This is a genomic window from Sorangium sp. So ce367, assembly GCF_051520455.1.
In the GTDB taxonomy this organism is placed as follows: domain Bacteria; phylum Myxococcota_A; class Polyangia; order Polyangiales; family Polyangiaceae; genus Sorangium; species Sorangium cellulosum_B.
Genome location: NZ_CP150334.1, coordinates 11,687,719 through 11,707,526, shown reverse-complemented (window position 1 = coordinate 11,707,526; position 19,808 = coordinate 11,687,719). Strand labels below are relative to the sequence as shown.

Genomic DNA, 19,808 nt, shown 5'->3' with positions numbered 1-19,808 from the left:
ATGACATCAGCGCTCTCGGTCGCGCGTGAAGCTTCGCCTCTTCTCCTGAAGCTTCGCTCTGCCGTGGAGCAGGCCCTCGAAGGGAAGCCAGAGGCGGTCGAGCTGGCGCTCATCGCGCTGCTCGCCCGGGGCCATGTCCTCATCGAGGACGTCCCCGGCGTCGGCAAGACGACGCTGGCCCGAGCGCTGGCCAAGGCCGTGGGGGGCGAGCTCCGTCGCGTTCAGTTCACCAGCGATCTGCTGCCGAGCGACGTGCTCGGGGTCAGCGTCTTCGACCAGCGGCTCGGGCAGTTCGTCTTCCGGCAGGGGCCGATCTTCGCGAACGTGCTGCTCGCCGACGAGATCAACCGGGCGAGCCCCCGGACGCAGTCCGCGCTGCTCGAGGCGATGAACGAGGGGCAGGTGTCCATCGAGGGGACGGCGACGCCGCTGCCGTACCCCTTCTTCGTGCTCGCGACCCAGAACCCGCAGGATTTCGCGGGCACGTTCCCGCTGCCGGAGTCGCAGCTCGACCGGTTCATGGTGCGGATCCGGATCGGGTACCCGCCGCCGCAGGTCGAGATGCGGCTGCTCCTCCAGGGCGGCGAGCCCGACCGGGCGCGGAACGTGCCGCAGATCATCGATCCGGCCCAGCTCGTCGCCCTGCAGCGCGAGGTCGATCGCGTCGAGCTCGACTCGTCGCTCGCGACCTACCTGCAGGCGGTGCTCACGGCCACGCGGTCGAGCCCGACCCTCTCCCTGGGCGCATCGCCGCGCGCCGGCATGAACCTGGCGCGCGCGGCCCGGGGGCGCGCGGTCCTCTACGGACGCTCGTACTGTATCGCGGACGACATCCACAACCTTGCGGTGGCCGTGCTGGCGCACCGGGTCCGGCTCTCGGCCCACGCGGAGGGCTACATGCCGACCCGCGACGAGTGCGAGGCGGCGGTGCGCGACCTCGTGGCGCGGGTGCCGGTCCCCCTCTGAGGGGTGGGCGATGGGCGCAGAGGACAGGGAGCGGGGATCTCTCAGCGGCAGCTCCCGCGGCGCCGAGCGCGCCGGCGCAGCGACGCGGAGCGCCGTCCGGCCGAGCAAGCCGAGGCGCGACAGGCCGCTCGTCGAGCAGCGCCCGCTGCTGCCCCCGCGCGGGGACAAGGCGTCGTTCTGGACGAGGGTCCTGCTCTTCCTGAGGCCGCCCCGGAAGCTCAAGTTCACCCGGGAAGGAAAGTACTACCTCGGGATCACGCTTGGCGTCGGCTTCGCGGCGATCAACACGGGCAACAACCTCCTCTACCTGCTGCTCGGGATGCTGCTGTCGCTGATCGTCGTCTCCGGCGTGATGAGCGACCTGTCGCTGCAGCACCTCACGGTGACCCGGCGGCTCCCGGCCCGCGCCCAGGTGGGCCGGGCTCACCTCGTCGAGATCGAGGTCTACAACCACAAGAAGCGCGTTCCGTCGTACGCGATCGAGGTCGAGGATCTGCGCGCCGGCCAGCCGGCCGACAAGCGCTGCTTCTTCCTGAAGATCAGCCCCTCCAGCGCGCAGGTGGCCGCGTACCGGCGGACGCCGGCGAGGCGCGGCCGCGACAGGCACACAGGGTTCCGCATCGCGACCCGCTTTCCCTTCGGGCTGTTCGAGAAATCGAGGGAGGTCGAGGCCGAGGGCGACCTCATCATCTACCCCGCGGTCGATCCGGTCCGGCTCCCCGTCGAGGACGCGGGCCGGCGCGAGGGCGGCGCGAGCCTCAGCGGGCGCGGGGGCGGCGACGAGACCTTCGGCCTCCGGCCGATGCGCGAGGGGGACGATCCGCGCGACATCTACTGGAAGAAGAGCACGATGCGCGATCAGCTGGTGCTGCGCGAGCGCACCCGCGAGACGCGGCCGGACGTGCAGATCGTCGTCGACACGGTGCGCCCCGCCGGGGAGGGCGACGCGTTCGCGCCGACCTTCGAGCGCAGGATCCGCGAGGCGGCGTCGCGCGCCGTCGCCCACATCAAGCGCGGCGACGCCGTGGTCGTCGCGACGACGCTGGGCGAGCGGGTGCGCGGCGATCGCAACATCGGCTCCGACGCGATCCTCCGCTTCCTGGCGCTGCTCGATGCGGTCGACGACGGCCGGGCGCCCGAGCGCGGCGCCCACGCGCCGCTGCGCCAGGGATCGAGCCCGAGCCCGAGCAGCGGTGAGCGCCGCGCCGGCGCGCCGAGGGGCGCGTCGTGAGGTTCGGGATGGTGCACCGGGTGATGACCGACGCGCTCGCGGCGCTCGGCGTCATCGCCCTCGTCGCGAGCGGGCAGTTCAACCGCTACGTGAGCTGGGCGATCCTCATCTGCCTCGGGCTCGCGCTCGTCGTGCGCGAGTCGTGGCAGCGGCACCCGGCGCTCCGCCACCTCGACACGGGCATCCTGCTGGCCGTCATCGCCGTCCAGGTGGTCCGCATCGTCGCCACCGACGCGAGCGTGCTCGACGTGCTCGTGGAGTTCGCCGCCGCGCTGCAGATCATCCGGCTCGCGACGCGCAAAGGGGCGGCGCACGACCAGCAGGTCATCGTGCTCGCGCTGCTGCACCTCATCGCCGGGACCGTCCTCGGCGGCGGCATCGGCTACGGGCTGTGCTTCCTGGGGGTGCTCGTCGTCGCGCCAGGCGCGCTCGTGCTCAGCCACCTGCGGCGCGAGGTCGAGGGCAACTACCGGCAAGGGGCGCGCGACCGGACGGGGCTGCCCGTGGACGTGCCGCGCATCCTGCGCTCGAGGCGGGTCGTCGGGCGCTCGTTCCTGGCCGTCACCTGCCTGCTCTCGGTCCCGATCTTCGCCTTCACCGCGCTGCTGTTCGTGATCTTCCCGCGCGTCGGCCTCTCGCTGCTCCTGCTCAACCGCGGCCACACCGGGCGGATGATCGGCTTCTCGGGCAAGGTCGACCTCGGCGCGGTCGGCGTGCTGCGCAGCGACCCCAAGCTGGCGATGCGGGTCGAGATCCCCGAGCTCCCGGAGCCGCCGCCCCCGCGCCTGACCATGCACCTGCGCGGCACCGCGCTCGACGCGTACGACGGCCGCACCTGGACCCAGAGCGAGACGTTCAAGCGCCCCACGGAGAGCGACGGGGGGCTCGTGCCGATCGAGCGGTACCCGGACCCGGCGCTCGACCCGGTGATGCGCATCGATCTCGAGCCCATCGATCCGCCCGTGATCTTCCTCCCGCCGAACGCGACGGGGCTCCGGCTCAAGCACCGCGGGCAGCTCGGGATCGACGCGAGCACGATGGCCTACCGCGGGCCGGAGGGGGAGCTCAGGTACCAGCCCACGGACGATCGCGGGCTGGTCTACGACGTCTTCCTGTCGCGGAAGCGGGCGCCGACCTTCCAGCGCCTCCCCGGCGCCGAGCGGAGGCGCTACCTGGAGCTCCCGAGGGATCTGCCGTCGCGCGTCGTCGATCTCGCGCAGCAGTGGACGCAAGGCGTGGATCGTCCGGCCGATCGGGCGCGGGCGATCCAGGAGCACCTGCGCACGGAGTACCGGTACGACCTTGCGTCGCCGTCGGGCGCGGACCCGCAGCCGCTCGATCATTTCCTGTTCGAGTCGAAGCGCGGGCACTGCGAGTTCTACTCGACCGCGATGGCCATCCTGCTGCGCGCGGTGGACGTCCCGACGCGCAACGTGACCGGCTTCGTCGGCGGCACCTACAACCGCTTCGGCCGGTTCTATGCGGTGCGCCAGGGCGACGCCCACTCATGGGTCGAGGTGTACCTCGACGGCGAGGGGTGGATGACGTTCGACCCGACGCCGCCGGCCGACGCGGCGCCGAAGAGCGAGCTGGTCGGGGCCTGGGCGTACCTCCGCGATTTCATCGAGGCGACGAGCCAGCGCTGGGACAGGCACGTCGTCGGCTACGATCTGAACCAGCAGGTGGGCCTGCTCCAGACGCTGACGTCGCGCTACCGGAGGTCCGGATCGAGCAGCGATCTCTCGCTGTCGCGCCCGCGGATCCTCGCCGTCGCCGCCGTCGCGCTCGCGCTGGGCGGCGGCGTGCTCTACTGGCGCCTCCGCCGCACGCGCCGCGGGCGCGAGGAGCGCCGCGCGGACGCCGGGCGCACCCCGAGCGCGATCCTGGCGACGGCGCTCTACGAGAGCCTGGAGGCCGCCATGCTCGTCCAGGGCGTGCCGCGCCCGCCCAGCCTGCCGCCGCTGCGCCACGCCGAGGCGCTGGAGCTCGCGGAGCACCCGCTGGCGCGCGAGATCCTGACGCTCACGCAGGTCTACCTGCGCGCCCGCTTCGGCGGGGCGACGCTCTCGGAGGACGACAGCCGCGACTTCGAGCGGCGGGTCAAGGCGCTGCGCGGGGCGGAGCGGCGGGCGCGCGCCGCGGGCGAGAGCGCGCTGGCCGCGTCGTCCTGATCGCGGCCGGGAACCGGGAAGACGCGCGGAAGACGCGCGGACCGCATCAACGGCGGCGCAAAGGTCGCTTCGCGATGAACGCCTGCCGGATGCCGGCGACGGCGCGGCGGCTCGGGCCGCCGGAGATGAACGGATCCTGGGGCGCGAGCTCGCCCAGCCGGTCGAGGAACGACTGCGCCACGACGCGCTCGCCGAGGAGGCTCACGACGTCCGACTGGCTTCGCATCGTGGACGCGAGGACGGCCGCGGTCGACGTGTCCGGCACCGCGGCGATCGAGAGCGACTCCAGCACGCGCCGGAGCGGCACGATCGACTGCGCGGTCGCCAGCTTGCGATCCGAGGCGCCGAGCGGCTGCGGGGCGTACTCGAGCCAGATGCCAGCGACGTTCAGGTGGCCGAGCAGCTTCTTCGACCAGCGCGGATCGAGCTCCACGTGGAGCGGCCGGACGTCGGCCAGCGTGGAGAGGGCGAACTCGCCGGGCTCGCCCGCGAGCGCGAAGTCGCGCAGGAGCGGCGCGAGCTTGCGCTCGTCGGCGAGCAGGCTCGCGGCGACGTGGCCGCGATCGAGCAGCGGGATCGGGACCACGAGGACATCCGGCCGCTCGCCGCGCGTGATCCGCGCCGCCCACACCCGCCACGTGATCGCCGGGGATCGCACGAGGATCGCGGACCCGGGATCGAGGCTGCCGTACGCCTCGTCCGTCCAGACCTCGGCGGCCGTCTGCTCGCTCCGATCGGCGGCGAAGCCTGCCTCCTCGCTCGTCAGCGCGACCAGCGTCAGCTGGAAGACGACGAGCAGCGCCGCGCCGCTCCGCGAGAACGGCACGCGCGTGTGGAGCAGCGCCCGCACCGCGGCGTGCGCCCCGAGCGCCGAGCCGACGGCGATCGCCGCGACAGCGAGCGAGCGCAGGGGGGTGAGCGGATCCGCGGAGAGCACGCCGGCGGCCCGCGCGGGCAGGAGCGTGTCGAGCGCGAGCAGGACGAGGAAGGGCGCGACGAGCCACCGCGCGCGCGGGCGCAGGAGCGAGAGCGAGAGCCCGGCCGCGGCGACGAGCAGGGAGACGACGCCGATCTCGCGGCTCCACGCGGCGAGCGCCGTGGTGCGGGCGCTCGCGACGTCGAGGGCGGCGAGGCTGCCGGCCGTGAGCGCGCGGCCGATGTCGGCCCAGGCGCGCGGCGCGAGCGGCCTGAGCACGAGCGGCGCGAGCAGGAGCGCGGCCGTGAGCGCCCCCGCGCCGGCGGCGGCGCCCAGCATGCGCCGGGGCGGGCCGCCGGCCGAGGCCTCGTCGGGGCGCCCGCCCACGCGCTGGGCGCCGCCGCGCGCGAGGAACATCGCGTACGACGCCGCGAAAGCGGCGAGGCCGGCGGGGGGGCTCTCGGCGAACGTGGCCCCGAGGAGCGCGCCGAGCGCGATCCACGCGCGCCCGGCGTGCCGCGCCTGCTCGGCGCACGTCGACGCGAGCGCGAGCGTCACGAGCGCGCAGCAGGTGGCGATCATGGCGCCGCCGCCGACCGTCGCCTCGCGCTGCCAGGTCGGCGACAGGGCCGCCGTGAGGACGGCGATCGCGGAGAGCACCGAGGCGAGCCGCGGGCTCACAGCGCCGCCGAGCGCGTCCGGCGCGTCCGGCGCGTCCGGCGTGGATCGCGCGCCGGCGGGGGTCGGCTCGGCCGCGCCGCCGCGGAGCTTGCGCCAGAGCGAGAGCCCCGGGAGGGGCGCCGGCCGCGCGGACTCCAGGAGGAGGCGGCGGACCATCCCGTAGAGCAGGCGCGACGCGAGCGCGAGCGCGAGCGCCGATCCGAGGGCGGTGCGGAAGGTGCGGGAGCCCAGCGGGATCAGGCTCAGCGCCTGCGAGAGCGCCGTCGACAGGCCGCCGCCAACGCCGACCGCGACGAGGCCCAGATCCCGGACGGCCGTGAGATCTTCCCGCCATTGCCCGGAAGAGGCGGCGCGGGCCAGCGACAGCCCGAAGGGCAGCGCGGCCGACAGCAAGGCGAGCGACCGATCGAGCCAGCAGCGTTTCTCTCCGGAGCCCACCGAGCGGCCATGCCAGATCGGCCGCGGCCGGGCCAAGTTCCGGCGCACCCCGGCGCCGCGCGCGGTTCGGCGGCGGCGCGGCGCGCGCGGCGCCGATGCGCCGCCGAACCGCGCGCGGGGCACGGAGGATACGGAGAGGCGGTGAGCGGCGACCTGGGCTAGAGTCGCCCCTCCCACGGAAAATCGGAGGTCGGCTCGTGTCCCGTTTCATCGATGAGCTCAAGAGGACGCACCGCTGCGGCGATCTGCGCCAGGCAGACATTGGCAAGGAGGTCGTGCTGTTCGGCTGGATCGCGCGGCGCCGCGATCACGGCGGCTGCATCTTCATCGACCTCCGCGACCGCACCGGCGTGACGCAGATCGTCTTCGATCGCAGCTACCTCGCGGCGATCAGGAAGCACGGCCTGAAGGCGGAGGAGAAGGACCTCGTCGACGCGCACGCCGCCGCCGAGAAGGCCCGGTCCGAGTGGGTCATCGGCGTCCGGGGCGTCGTGGTCAGCCGCGAAGGCAACGTGAACGACAAGATTGACACGGGGGCCATCGAGGTCTGGGTCGCCGAGGCGACGATCTTCAACAGGGCGGAGACGCCGCCGTTCGAGATCGCGGACGAGATCGAGACGCGCGAGGAGATCCGCCTGCAGCACCGGTACCTCGACCTGCGCCGCGCCCCGCTCCAGCGGGCGCTGCGGATGCGCCACGAGATCAACCGGGCGACGCGCAATTACCTGTCGGACAAGGGCTGCCTCGAGCTCGAGACGCCCTTCCTCGTGAAGTACACGCCGGGCGGGGCGCGCAACTTCCTCGTCCCGTCGAGGATCTCGGCCGGCAAGTTCTACGCGCTCGCCGAGAGCCCGCAGCTCTACAAGCAGCTCTTCATGGTCGCGGGCTTCGACCGCTACTTCCAGATCGTGAAGTGCTTCCGGGACGAGGACCTGCGCATCGACCGGCAGCCGGAGTTCACCCAGATCGACGTCGAGCTGTCGTTCGTGAACCAGGACGACGTCTTCGGGCTGATGGAGGGGCTCGTCTTCGCGGTGTTCAAGGCCGCCCTCGGCAAGGACCTCACCGAGCTCTACCCGACGGGCCGCTTCCCGCGCATGCCGTACGCCGAGTCGATGCGCCGCTTCGGCAACGACAAGCCCGACCTCCGCTTCGGGATCGAGCACACCGACCTCACGGAGCTCATCATCGAGCACAACGGCGGCGGGGTGCCGTTCTGGGTCGAGCTCGCCGAGAAGTTCAAGTCCGGCAAGCTGCGGCGCGACCTGCCCGCCGAGATCGTGAAGGGGCTCGTGATCCCGGCGAGCGCCAACCTGTCCCGCCAGCAGACCGAGGACCTCGAGCGCGGGCTCCGCGACGTGAAGGGCTTCCGCGGCCTCGCGCGCGCCAAGCTCGCCGAGGACGGCTCCTGGACGCAGTCGCCGCTCACGAAGTCGATCACGCCGGAGCTCCGGCAGAAGCTGAACGAGGCGCTCGGCGCCAAGCCGGGCGACGTCCTCTGCTTCCAGTTCGGCAAGGAAGCCGTCGTGCACACCGTGATGGCGAAGCTCCGCATCGACGTCGCCAAGAAGATGGGGCTCATCCCGGAGTACGGGCATGGGGACCAGTGGAGGTTCCTCTGGGTGACGAACCCACCTCTGTTCGAGTTCGACGAGGACACGGGGCGCTGGGCCGCCGCGCACCACGCGTTCACGCGGCCGATCGACGAGCACGTCCCGCTCCTCGAGAGCGATCCGGCGCGCGTGGAGTGTTACCGTTACGATCTCGTGCTGAACGGGTTCGAGATCGGCGGCGGCTCGATCCGGCTGCACGATCCCGAGGTGCAGGCGCGCGTCTTCAAGACGCTGGGCATCGACGAGAACGACGCGCGGGACAAGTTCGGGTTCCTCCTGGACGCGCTCCGCAGCGGGGCGCCCCCGCACGGCGGCATCGCGCTCGGCATGGACCGGCTCGCGATGCTGCTCAGCGGCGCGCCGACGCTCAGGGACGTCATCCCGTTCCCGAAGACCAACCAGGGCACGGATCAGATGACGGGCGCGCCCGTGATCGTCGACGCCGCGCAGCTCGCCGAGCTTCACGTGAAGACGGCGGTCGCGGCCGGGGACCCCCGGGCGGACACCCGGCAAGGCGCGACGGGCACCGGCAGCGCCGGCGCCTGATGCCAGTCGGCGGACGCGCGCGCGATCGGATGCACCTCCGGCGGCGGCGGCGCGGCGGCGCGGCGGGCCTCTCGCCGGTCGCGCGCCGCCGCGACCGCGCTCGCTGTGCTCTGCCTCGCCGCGCGCGGCCGTCCGCGTTGGCCTTTATGTTTGCAGGCCGCGCACTTCTGGTAGGGTAGGGCCTGTATCCTTCGCCATGGCCTCCCCGGCGCGAGTCCTCGTTGTCGATGACAGCCCGACCATCCTGAAGGTCGTCAGCGCCATCCTCGCTCGCAATGGGTTCGACCCGACCGTGGCGCGCGACGGGCTCGCGGGGATCGAGCTGGTCAAGAAGGGGCCGAAGTACGATCTCGTCCTCCTCGATTTCGTGATGCCGAGGATGAACGGCTACGCCTTCTGCCGGGAGCTCCGCTCGAACCCGTCGCACCGCAACGTGCCCGTGGTCCTGATGAGCGCCAAGGGCGACAAGCTCAGGGGGCAGTTCGTCCAGCAGACCGGCGCCGTCGACGCGATCACCAAGCCGTTCGACGCGCGCGCGCTCGTCGCGGTGATCGAGGGCGCGCTCTCGAAGGCGGCGGAGGGGCGCGCGCGGCCCGTGCCCGAGGGCGCGAAGATGCCCGACGAGGACACGATCGCCGAGAGCGTGCGGCCGAGCCTCCTCGCCAGGAACATGCGCCAGCGCGCCGGCGCGGAGTTCGCGCAGCAGCTGTCGACGGTGATGACGCCGGCGATCATGGGCCTCTCGCCCGAGGCGCGGACCAACGAGGCCGCGGTGATGCAGGCGGTCGCCCGCGTGATGACGAGCGAGGTCGTCTCCAAGCTGACCCTGACGCTCCGCGACCTCGACGATACGCCCGCGGACGCGAAGGAGGTGATGAGCGGCGACGTCTCCGCGATCCCGCTCGCCGAGATCCTCCAGCTGCTCCAGATGCAGCGGCAGACGGGCGTGATGCGGGTGACCACGAACCGCGCGTCGGTCACGATCTCGCTCCGCCAGGGGCTCATCGATCTGGTGCAGGCGCGCAACTCGTCGGACGAGTTCAAGCTGGGGCGCTACTTCATCGAGCGCGGGCTCCTGACGCGGGAGCGGCTCGAGGCGCTGCTCCGCGCGAAGCGGCCGCACGCCCTGCTCGGGCAGGTGCTCGTGGAGGCCGGCGTCGCGACGAACGACGACCTCATCGCCGTGCTGGAGCGGCAGTCGAGCGAGCTCATCTACGAGGTGCTGCGCTGGCCCTACGGGCGCTTCTCGTTCACGCGCGAGCCGTTCCGCCCCGAGGTCGAGCAGGCGCACCTCGGCCTCCCGGTGTCCGCGCTGGTCCTCGAGGGGTTCCGGCGCGTCGACGAGTGGCGGCTCATGGAGGGGACGATCAACTTCGACCAGGTGGTGGTCGTCGACCAGGTCGCGCTCGACGGCGTGGGCTCCGGCAAGCTCACGCGCATCGAGCAGCTCGTGCTCGGCGCGGTCAACGGCTCGCGTACGGTGAACGAGGTGATCAAGGAGAGCGCGGTCGGCTCGTTCGACGCGATCAAGACCATCTACCAGTTCCTCCAGTCGCGGGTGCTGAGGACCAGGGCGGCCTGAGCGCCGCGGCCGCGAGGGCCACGCGATCCCGCATGAGGCCGCGTGAGGCCGCGACGGCGCGATGACCACCCACGCGTTGCTCGCGCGCAGCGGCGCGCTCGAGCGCGGCCCGTATCGCACGGGGCTCGTCTGTTTGAGTTCGCGTGTTCGCGTGTTCGCGGTGCTCAGGCCGCCGCACGATGGGCGTAGCGCTGAGCGTTCTCGCGGCGGAGAGGGCGGGATTCGAACCCGCGGATCAGTTTCCCGATCGCACGCTTAGCAAGCGTGTGCCTTCAGCCACTCGGCCACCTCTCCTGGTACCCAGGATGGTCCACCCGCCCCGTGCTCAGCGCAGGAGCAGCGCGGACCTCGATGCATGAAGATAGAAAGAACGCTGGCTCGTCCGACGCTCATCGCGGCGGCGAGGGAGCGGCAACATACCAAAGAGGTTGTCGCCGTGCACAAAAGATCGTGCAGGGGGATGCCGGCGGCGACGGATTCCGAGTGGGCGGGACGGACGGCACGGAAAGCGGGCCGCCAGGCTCGACCCTGGGCGCTCGGATCGGCCGATCACCGTCGAACGGACGAGGAGCGCCGGAGGCGCCGGGCCAGCTCTGGTCGCCAGGGGCGCGCGCCCGTCATCACGGCACCACGTAGGCGAGGGCGAGCAACACGGCGCCGAGCGCCGCGCAGACCCCCCACGCGCGGGCCGCGCTGCGGGCCAGGAAGGTGAAGCACATCGCCGCGAGCCAGAGCGGAACCACGAGCGAAAAGCCGAGCGCGGACCGCGTGCCCTCCGCGAGCGGCGCGAATCGCGCCAGACACACGCTCGCCAGGACGGCGAGCGGCAGGGTGCCGATCAGCGCCGCGAGCACGCGCAGCGCGGCGTCGAGCCGGGCGAGACGTTGGCTAGCCATGGCGCGCTCCGAGGAGGAAGAGCGCGGCGATGGCCGGCGGACACAGGAGGGCGAGGCCCCAGACGGCGCGCGGCCAGACCGGCGCGAGCAGGACGAACGCGCTCGCGGCGCAGAGGAGCGCCGCGAAGGGGACGAGGAGCGCCGCCGCGCCGGCCTCGGCTCGGCTCCACATCCACACCGACAGCGAGAAGATGACGAGGGAGAGGGCCCGGGCCGAGGCGCGCCACGCGCGCATCGCACGCAGCCGCGCCGCGAGGCCGAACGGCAGGCGCTCCGGCCGCGCCCCGTGGAGCAGCGCGAAGGCGAGATACGCCGAGAGGACCGACGCGGTCTCAACCATGGGACGCCGTCTGCCGCCTGGCCACGAGCCCTGCCCCGCCGTGGGCCAACGAAGGCTGCAGCGCGCGGCGCGTCGCCAGGAGCCGCGCCTCGGGTCGCGAGGTCGCCCGGCGAAGCGCCCAGGCCGACGCGCAGAGCGCCGCGGCCGCCAGCAGGAGCGCGACGTCGACGGCGACGACCGCTCCGAGCTTCGGCCCCGCGCCGAAGAGCCCCGCCCCCGACCAGCGCGCCGCGAGCGCGGGGACCGGCAGCAGCAAGAGCCCCGCGAGCCCGAGCTGCCGCGACCAGAGGCGCTCGCCGTCACGCGCGGCGAGCGCCCAGGCGATGCAGAGCACGAGCACCCCCAGGAACGTCAGCTCCTCGGCCGTCGCGCGCGCGCCCCAGTCGAGCGGGAACGCCCGGCTCACCAGGAAGAGCGCCGCGATCGCGACGACGGTCCCGGCGCCGAAGCCCACGGTGAGCCGCGCGAGGAGGCGGTTGCCGAGGCCCTCTTGCCGCGCCTCCCGTCGAGCGAGCCAGATCCAGTTGCCGGTGAGGATCGTCGCGCACGTCGCCAGGGCGAGCGCGAAGAACAGGATGCGAAGCGTGATACCGCCGAAATCGGCGTAGTGGAGGCCATATATCCAGCGAAATGCGTCGCTGCGCGCGCCCTCGGCGCCCGGCGCGTCGAGCGAGAGGACCGCGCCGTCGGTCGCCCGCAGGCGCACGACGCCGCGCGCGAACGGGACACCTTCGATCGATCCGCGGATATCGATGGTCCCGCTGTCGAGGCCGAGGTGTCGGATACGCAACCTCTCGGGCACGAGCCGGGGCTCCGCGGCGCGCGCGCGGGCCATGAGCTCGTCGAGCGTCAGGCCGCGAGCGGGCGCTCCCTTCTCCGGCTCGTCGGCGAACGACGCTCCCCACGCCAGACGGTCCGCCCGCGCGGCGTCTCCGCCGAGCACGGGCCCCGTGAACATCGGCACGAGCACCCCCAGGAAGACGAAGAACGCGCCCGTGTAAGCGTACAGGAGCTGAAATGGCAAACCGAGTACGCCAAGCACCTTGTGCATGTCCGACCACAGGACACGGCGCGTCTTGTCCGGCCGGAACTGATGAAACTGCCGGACGATGTCCTTCAGGTGGATGAGCACGCCGGTCGCCAGCGCGAGCAGGAGCGCGACGCACAGGAGACCGGCGAGATAGAACAGCCACTCGCCCGTCGCCCGGTGCCAGAGGTAGTGCAGATCGTAGAGGAAGTCGGACAGCCGCTCTCGCTCGGGCACGAGCCCCTCGTGAACCCACGACGTGACCGCCTCGCCCTGCGAGTAGTAGAGGAGCCGCGCGGCGCCCAGCCCGCCTTGCGGCAGGTCGACCCAGAGTTGCTCCGGTGTCGTCCCGGCGGCGGCGAGCCCCTGATCGAGCGTGGCCTGGAGCCCCGCCTGCTCGACGGAGGAGCGCTGCTGGGTCAGGGGCTCCTCCCACACCGCGAGCTGCCTGCGGAAGAGCGTGATCCCCCCCGACAGGAACATCACGTAGAGCAAGAGTCCACCGATCACGCCGGTCCAGGCATGCACGTCCCAGAAGGTCGTGAAGGCATGGCGGGAGAGCTTCTTGGCCATCGCGAGTCACCCTGTCCCGTCGCGCAGAGCCCCGCGCGAGCTCATCTCACCTTCGCCAGCCCGTGCAGGTACCCCGGCGTCTTCCGTGCCCTCCCGTCGTGCCGCCCGCGCCTCCGCCGGAGCCTCGGCTTCGCCGCGCTCGAGGAGCCGCGGCGGCTCGATGGCAGGGACCCCGGCGTCCGGCGGACGCTCGCTGTCCGTCGAGCCGGCTGCGGGCGCGCGCGCGCCGCTCGCGTCACGGCCATCCCCGCCATCCCCCGCGCGCCTCGCCGGCGGGGCGCCGTCCTGCGCGCCGACCAGCAGGAAGGCCAGCACGCCTGCAATCGGGCTCCGAAGTGCGAGAGCCCTTCGCGCCACAGCACGCACGTTCGACCAGGCGCCCAGCTCGGAACCTGGGCGGCGGAGAACGTGGCAGGCGACCATGTCAGAAGACTGCAGTACCTGGAATGAAAGCAGAAATCAATTTCAGTTCCACCTGCGGGAGGGCCGCGATCCCCGTCCGGCCACGCGGCGCCGCGCTCCCCCTCCCTGCGCGCCCGCCTCGCAGCCTCAGAATCAGCAGAACCGACAACTGAACATAATATCAGCTCCCGCGCGTCGCTCACATGGGCAGGTTCCACTTGCCAAACAGCTCGCATGGATGCCGTGAGATCGACTCACCGGCGCCACGGTCGTCTCCGCTACCTCGGCCGCCGATGACGTTCAGCGACGGCGCGCTGAGGTGCGCGAAGTACCAGAGCGACGGCGCGGTGAGATCGATCGTGCCCGAGCGCCTCGGGGCCGAACACCTCGGACAGCGTGCCCGAGCCGACCCGGCGATTGACCTCCATCTGCCATGACCGATCCTGCGCGTGGACGTAGCCAAGGCCGAAATACGCGTCGTCCACGCTCTGCGCGTAGATGTGCGGAATCCCGTGGCGGTCGCGGACGATATCGAGAGGACCCGACACCCCGGAGACGGTGACTTCTCCCGAGACCTCGGGGAGCGATGTGCGAAAGAAGACGAGCCCCGCGACGGCGAGCGCGCCGAGCGCCGCGAGGAGCAACAGCGAGATCTTCATGGCGCGCCTCGAGCGACGAGCCGGTGGGCGTGGTGCGACAGCGCACGATGGCGCGGCCGCGGGGACGTCGCCCGGAATGGTCTCAACAGCGCGTAATTGCTCAGAATTTTCCACTGCCAGGGCTCCAGATAGGCCCTCGTTCCCCAGTTGACACGGGCGTATGACCGGGATAACGGCGCAACCTAATTGAAAGTGGCTCTCACTTTCAACACGTCCAGAATGTGACAATGTGCGCCGAGCGCAAGGAGCAGGATCGATGTCGACGACGTGCGTGAAGATGCGGTGGGCCGCGCGGCTTGCGGGCTGGAGTGCAGCGCTCGTGGCGGCGGTGGCCGCCGCAGGGTGCGGAGGCGACGACGGTGATAGCCCGACCGCGACCGGCGGGAGCGTCGGGGAGGACGGCCCGGCCTACGCCATCTCGGCGAAGATCAGGACGCCGGAGTCATCGCTCTCGTACCTGAGCGTCGCGCCGGGCCTCGACACAGAGACGCAGGTCGAGACGCGCAAGGGACTCGAGGTGCAGACCTCCTTTCCGCACGTGCACGGCGGCGCGCTCTACGTGCCCGGAGGCTACGGCTCACCCACCATCACGCGCTACACGCTCGACGGCGGGAAGCTCACGCGCGGGGAGACGCTCAGCTTCGCGGCGCTGGGGCTCCGCGGCGTGGATGGCTACAACATCACGATCGTGAGCGACACGAAGGCCTATGTCTTCGACGCGCCGGGCCTCCGCGCCATCGCGTGGGATCCGTCGGCGATGACCCTGCCCGGCGTCGAGATCGATCTCTCGGGCCTCGAGCGCGAGGGGTACTCGGCAGAGGTCATCGGCGCGCCGTTCGCGGCGCGCCGGCGGGGCGATCGCCTCCTGCTGCCGGTGGGCTGGTGGGACCAGGACTATGCGCCGCTGGAGGCCGCCGGGCTCCTGGTCATCGATACGGCAAGCGACGAGGTGGTCACGATCGATGAGGACGACCGGTGCGCTGGCGCCTTCACGAGCGTGGAGCTCGCCTCGGGGGACATCTACTTCTTCCAGAGCTGGCTCGCCACGATGACGCTGCACACGGCCTCGACGCCGAAACCCTCGTGCGCGCTGCGCATCCGCGCTGGAGCCGAGGAGATCGACGCCGACGGGTACCTCGACCTGTCGGCGCTCGCGGGCGGCCGCGCGGCGAACGGCGGTATCCCGGACGGCGGCGAGGGCTTCTATTTCATGGCGTTCCACGAGGAGCGGGTGACGAGCACGGACCCGACGGAGCTCCAGAACGCGTCGCTCGAGAGCAACTGGCATTACTGGCACTTCGACCCGGAGGCCGGGGAGGCGCGCGAGGTGACCACGCTGCCGTGGATCGTGGCGGGAGAGTGGTATTTCCAGCTCGAGGACGGGCGCGTGTTCCACCCGGCCAACGTGCAGGACAAGGCGACGGGCGCCTCCACGACGACGCTCATGGAGATGACGGGCGGGAGCGATCCGGTCCCGATGATCAGCGTCGAGGGCATGGTGGAGTTGATGGCGCGCATGCGCTAAGAGGGCCGAGCAGAACCAGACCTGCCCAGGCGGCCAGGAGCGGATGCAGCGCCAGGCGCGACGAGGCGCCCTGCCGACGTGGGGCGACGCAGAGCAACGACGCAGTGCGCCTCCTCTCGGCCGCCTGGCGACGGGAGGTTTTGAGCGGCGCTCTTCGCTGGCGGCGGAGGGCAGCGCGCCGCGTCTGGGCCCGGAAGCGCGGGCCGAGGGCGCGGACAGGCACAGCCCGGACGAGCATGGACATGAAGAGAGCACGCAAGGACTGGAGTACGCTCGGAGGGGCGCTGCTGTTCGCCGTCACCCCCGCTGCCTTCGCGCAGGAGGCCCCCGCGCCGGCGGCCGAGGGGCAGGGCGCGCCCGTGGCCGAGGCGCCCGTGGCCGACGCGCAAGCCGCGCCCGTGGCCGAGGCGCAAGCCGCGCCCGCGATCGAGGTCATGGTCAAGGGCGACTCCGAGGCGGATCGCCTGCGCCAGTCGGCGGAGCCCGTCGAGGCGTTCGACACCGATCGCGCGCAGCGCGAGAGCGCGGATCTCGGCGAGGTGCTCGGCCGGAAGGCCGGCGTGAGCGCGCGGCGATCCGGCGGGCTCGGCTCGCAGACGCGCTTCTCGTTGAACGGGCTCGTCGACGATCAGATCCGGTTCTTCGTCGATGGAGTCCCGCTCGAGTTCTCCGGGTTCGGCCAGGGGATCGCGAACATCCCCGTGAACCTGGTCGAGCGCGTCGAGATCTACCGTGGCGTGGTCCCGACCCGCTTCGGCGCGGACGCGCTCGGTGGGGTGGTCAACCTGGCGACGGATCAGTCCTACCGCGGCACGCGCGCCGCCGCGTCGTACGAGGTCGGCTCGTTCGATACGTACCGGCTCACCGCGATGGGCAGGCGGCGGATCGAGCCGAGCGGCTTCTTCGTCGGTGCGAGCGGCTTCCTCGACGCGGCGAAGAACGATTACGCGATGGACGCCCCCGTGGCAGACCGGCAGAGCGGCAGGCCCCGGACCGCCCGCGTCCACCGCTTCAACGACGCCTACCGCGCGATCGGCGGGAACCTCGAGCTCGGCTTCGTGGACCAGCCGTGGGCGAAGCGGCTCCTCCTGCGGCTCTTCGCCACGGACTACGCCAAGGGGCTCCAGCACACGCTCGGCAAGGTGGACGCCGATGGGGTGTATCCCTATGGCGAGGTCGAGTACGGCGAGACCGTGGCCGGCGGGACGCTGCGCTACCAGCGGCCCCACTGGCTGATACGAAGGCTGTCGCTCGCGGCGCTCGGGGGATACAGCTTCCGGACCCTGAGGTTCACGGACACCTCACGGTACACGTACGACTGGTTCGGCCGCCGCGTGGCGGAGAGAAAGGACGACGGCGGAGAGATCGCCGCGTGGAAGAGCGATACGCGGAACTGGGAGCACCAGATCATCGGTCGCGTGAACGCGAGCTACACACCGTCGCTCCAGCACACGCTGCGCCTCTCGATGTCGCCGACGCTCGTGGCGCGCACAGGCGAGGAGCGGCGCCGGGTCAACCCGGACTCGATCGATCCGCTGTCGGCCCGGCGCGCGCTGTTCACGCTGGTGAGCGGCCTCGAGCACCAGCTCGACGTGATGGACCGGCGCCTCGAGAACATCGTGTTCGTCAAGGACTACCTCTATCACGCGGCGTCCGAGCTCGCGGGCGACGAGGAGCTCGACCGGACGACGCACGGGGTGGGCTTCGGGGACGCGCTGCGCTTCCGCTTCACGGACTGGCTCTGGGCCAAGGCGTCGTACGAGTACGCGTCGCGGCTCCCGCGGCCCGACGAGATCTTCGGCAACGGGGTGCTCATCCGCCCGAACCTGGAGCTCCAGCCGGACAGGAGCCACAACCTGAACCTGAGCGCGACGGTGGACGCGCGAGACACGCGCGCTGGGGCCTTCCGCGGGGACGTGAGCGGGTTCTTGAGGGATACGGAGCACATGAGCGCGCTGCTCGTGAGCCAGCGGGTCTATACGAGGTACCAGAACATCTCGGCGGTGCGGTCGCTCGGGGTCGAGGCGGCCGCGGGCTGGACGGCGCCGGGGGAGTACATCGCGATCGACGGGAACGTCACCTGGATGGACCTCCGGAACACGTCGGAGCAGGGAGACTTCGCGCTGTTCAATGGGAGCCGGATGCCGAACCGCCCCTGGCTGTTCGGCAATGCGTCGGTGCGGCTGGAGCTGCCGGACGTGAGCACGGTGAACGACCGGATCGCGCTGACCTGGACGGCTCGTTATGCGCACGAGTTCTACGTCGCATGGGAGGACGCGGGGGACCCGGCGTCGAAGGACAAGGTCGACTCGCAGGTGGTGCACTTGCTCGCGCTGGAATACATGCTTCGCGCGGTTCCCAGCGTGAGCGCGACGCTGGAGGTGCAGAACCTGACGGACGCGCCGGCGTTCGATTATTTCGGGGTGCCTCGGCCGGGGCGGGCGGTTTACTTCAAGGCGACGGCAGAGCTCTAGAACACCGATCAGCTTGAAAACCAGAGAAATGAGCCGCCAGAAGACGCCAAAAGAAATAATAAATTCTGGCGTCTTCTGGCGTCTTCCGGCGTCTCAACTTCTCGCTGTTTGCGGCTTCAGGACGCCGTCTGCCGCCTGGCCACGAGCCCTGCCTCGCCGTGGGCCGACAAAGGCCGCGGCGCGCGGCGCGTCGCCAGGAGCCGCGCCTCGGGTCGCGAGGTCGCCCGGCGAAGCGCCCAGGCCGACGCGCAGAGCGCCGCGGCCGCCAGCAGGAGCGCGACGTCGACGGCGACGACCGCTCCGAGCTTCGGCCCCGCGCCGAAGAGCCCCGCCCCGGACCAGCGCGCCGCGAGCGCGGGGACCGGCAGCAGCAAGAGCCCCGCGAGCCCGAGCTGCTGCGACCAGAGGCGCCCACCGTCCCGCGCGGCGAGCGCCCAGACGATGCAGAACCCGAGCGCCACGACGAAGGTGAGCTCCTCGGCCGCCGGGCGGGCGATCCAGTCGAGCGGAAATGCCCGGCTCGCGAGGAAGAGCGCCGCGATCGCGACGACGGTCCCGGCGCCGAAGCCCACGGTGAGCCGCGCGAGGAGGCGGTTGCCGAGGCGCTCCTGCCGCGCCTCCCGTCGAGCGAGCCAGATCCAGTTGCCGGTGAGGATCGTCGCGCACGTCGCCAGGGCGAGCGCGAAGAACAGGATGCGAAGCGTGATGCCGCCGAAATCGGCGTAGTGGAGGCCGTAGATCCAGCGAAATGCGTCGCTGCGCGCGCCCTCGGCGCCCGGCGCGTCGAGCGAGAGGACCGCGCCGTCGATCGCCCGCACGCGCACGACGCCGCGCGCGAACGGGACGCCCGCGATCGATCCGCGGATATCGACGGTCCCGCTGTCGAGGCCGAGGTGTCGGATACGGAGCCTCTCGGGCACGAGCCGGGGCTCCGCGGCGCGCGCGCGGGCCATGAGCTCGTCCAGCGTCAGGCCGCGAGCGGGCGCCCCGCGCGCCGGCTCGTCCGCAAAGGACGCTCCCCAGGCCAGGAGGTCCGCCCGCGCGGCGTCTCCACCGAACACGGGCCCCGTGAACACCTGCACGAGCAACCCCAGGAACACGAAGAACGCGCCAGTGTAAGCGTAAAGGACCTGAAACGGCAGGCCCATCACGCCGAGCACCTTGTGCATGTCCGACCACAGAACACGGCGCGTCTTGTCCGGCCGGAACTGATGAAACTGCCGGACGATGTCCTTCAGGTGGATGAACACGCCGGTCGCCAGCGCGAGCAGGAGCGCGACGCACAGGAGACCGCCGAGATAGAATAGCCAGTCGCCGGTCACCCTGTGCCAGAGATAGTGCAATTCGTAGAGGAAGTCGGACAGCCGCTCACGCTCGGGCACCAGCCCCTCGTGGACCCACGACGAGACCACCTCGCCCTGCGAGACGTACTTGAACCGCGCGGTGCCGAGTCCGCCCTCCGGCAGGTCGAACCAGATCTGCTCGGGCGCCGTCCCCGCGGCGGCGAGCCCCTCATCGAGCGTGGCCTGGAGCCCCGCCTGCTCGACGGAAGAGCGCTGCTGGGTCAGCGGCTCCTCCCACACCTCTAGCTGCCTCCGGAAGAGCGTGATTCCCCCCGACAGGAACATCACATAGAGCAAGAGCCCACCGATCACGCCGACCCACGCGTGCACGTCCCAGAAGGTCGTGAAGGCATGGCGGGAGAGCTTCTTGGCCATCGCGAGTCACCCTGTCCCCTCGCGCGGAGCGCCGGGCGCCGCGCGCCGGG

The 19,808-nt window shown here is 71.7% G+C and carries 13 protein-coding genes and 1 tRNA gene; 7 read left to right on the top strand and 7 right to left on the bottom strand.

Annotation, left to right across the window (positions count from 1 at the left end; translation table 11 throughout):
* The 3 genes from WME97_RS44310 to WME97_RS44300 are packed head-to-tail and all read left to right on the top strand — an operon-like array spanning position 1 to position 4,368.
* A complete protein-coding gene (locus WME97_RS44310; RefSeq protein ID WP_044967114.1) occupies positions 1-966 on the top strand; it encodes an AAA family ATPase in 966 nt (321 codons plus the stop codon).
* 10 nt (positions 967-976) lie between these two features.
* Positions 977-2,197, top strand: a complete 1,221-nt coding sequence (locus WME97_RS44305) for a DUF58 domain-containing protein (RefSeq protein ID WP_437547031.1) — start codon at positions 977-979, stop codon at positions 2,195-2,197.
* Positions 2,194-4,368, top strand: coding sequence for a transglutaminaseTgpA domain-containing protein (locus WME97_RS44300; protein WP_437547029.1), 2,175 nt, complete (start codon positions 2,194-2,196; stop codon positions 4,366-4,368). The genes WME97_RS44305 and WME97_RS44300 overlap by 4 nt, the downstream gene beginning before the upstream one ends.
* 46 nt (positions 4,369-4,414) lie before the next feature.
* Here WME97_RS44300 and WME97_RS44295 read toward each other — a convergent pair whose 3' ends face one another.
* Positions 4,415-6,403 (bottom strand): hypothetical protein, encoded by a 1,989-nt coding sequence (locus WME97_RS44295; RefSeq protein WP_437547027.1) that lies wholly within the window; start codon positions 6,401-6,403, stop codon positions 4,415-4,417.
* A 197-nt stretch (positions 6,404-6,600) separates the two neighbouring features.
* Between WME97_RS44295 and aspS the strand changes: the two genes are divergently transcribed.
* Positions 6,601-8,562, top strand: a complete 1,962-nt coding sequence (gene aspS / locus WME97_RS44290) for an aspartate--tRNA ligase (protein ID WP_437547025.1) — start codon at positions 6,601-6,603, stop codon at positions 8,560-8,562.
* A gap of 196 nt (positions 8,563-8,758) precedes the next feature.
* Positions 8,759-10,144: a DUF4388 domain-containing protein gene (locus WME97_RS44285; RefSeq protein WP_437547023.1), complete on the top strand. Its 1,386-nt coding sequence runs from the start codon at positions 8,759-8,761 to the stop codon at positions 10,142-10,144.
* Positions 10,145-10,351: 207 nt separating this feature from the next.
* On the opposite strand, the gene WME97_RS44280 is transcribed toward WME97_RS44285, so the two are convergent.
* The 5 genes from WME97_RS44280 to WME97_RS44260 form a co-directional block, all read right to left on the bottom strand.
* Positions 10,352-10,438: transfer RNA gene (locus tag WME97_RS44280), tRNA-Ser, on the bottom strand.
* A gap of 326 nt (positions 10,439-10,764) precedes the next feature.
* Entirely contained in the window at positions 10,765-11,040 is a 276-nt protein-coding gene (locus tag WME97_RS44275; protein WP_437547021.1) for a hypothetical protein, read from the bottom strand.
* The gene (locus WME97_RS44270) at positions 11,033-11,380 is read right to left on the bottom strand and encodes a hypothetical protein (protein WP_437547019.1); all 348 of its coding nucleotides are present in this window, start codon (positions 11,378-11,380) and stop codon (positions 11,033-11,035) included. The genes WME97_RS44275 and WME97_RS44270 overlap by 8 nt, the downstream gene beginning before the upstream one ends.
* Positions 11,373-12,980, bottom strand: a complete 1,608-nt coding sequence (locus WME97_RS44265) for a PepSY-associated TM helix domain-containing protein (RefSeq protein ID WP_437547017.1) — start codon at positions 12,978-12,980, stop codon at positions 11,373-11,375. Before WME97_RS44265 ends, WME97_RS44270 begins: the two co-directional genes overlap by 8 nt.
* 680 nt (positions 12,981-13,660) lie before the next feature.
* Positions 13,661-14,041 carry a penicillin acylase family protein gene (locus tag WME97_RS44260; RefSeq protein WP_437547015.1) on the bottom strand — a complete coding sequence of 127 codons (381 nt, stop codon included), beginning with the start codon at positions 14,039-14,041 and terminating at the stop codon, positions 13,661-13,663.
* A gap of 256 nt (positions 14,042-14,297) precedes the next feature.
* Between WME97_RS44260 and WME97_RS44255 the strand changes: the two genes are divergently transcribed.
* Both WME97_RS44255 and mxcH read left to right on the top strand, forming a co-directional pair.
* Positions 14,298-15,566, top strand: a complete 1,269-nt coding sequence (locus WME97_RS44255) for a hypothetical protein (RefSeq protein ID WP_437547013.1) — start codon at positions 14,298-14,300, stop codon at positions 15,564-15,566.
* Positions 15,567-15,808: 242 nt separating this feature from the next.
* Positions 15,809-18,040 carry a TonB-dependent siderophore myxochelin receptor MxcH gene (gene mxcH, locus WME97_RS44250; RefSeq protein ID WP_437547011.1) on the top strand — a complete coding sequence of 744 codons (2,232 nt, stop codon included), beginning with the start codon at positions 15,809-15,811 and terminating at the stop codon, positions 18,038-18,040.
* 116 nt (positions 18,041-18,156) lie between these two features.
* On the opposite strand, the gene WME97_RS44245 is transcribed toward mxcH, so the two are convergent.
* Positions 18,157-19,758 carry a PepSY-associated TM helix domain-containing protein gene (locus WME97_RS44245; RefSeq protein WP_437547009.1) on the bottom strand — a complete coding sequence of 534 codons (1,602 nt, stop codon included), beginning with the start codon at positions 19,756-19,758 and terminating at the stop codon, positions 18,157-18,159.
* Positions 19,759-19,808 lie beyond the last annotated feature (50 nt).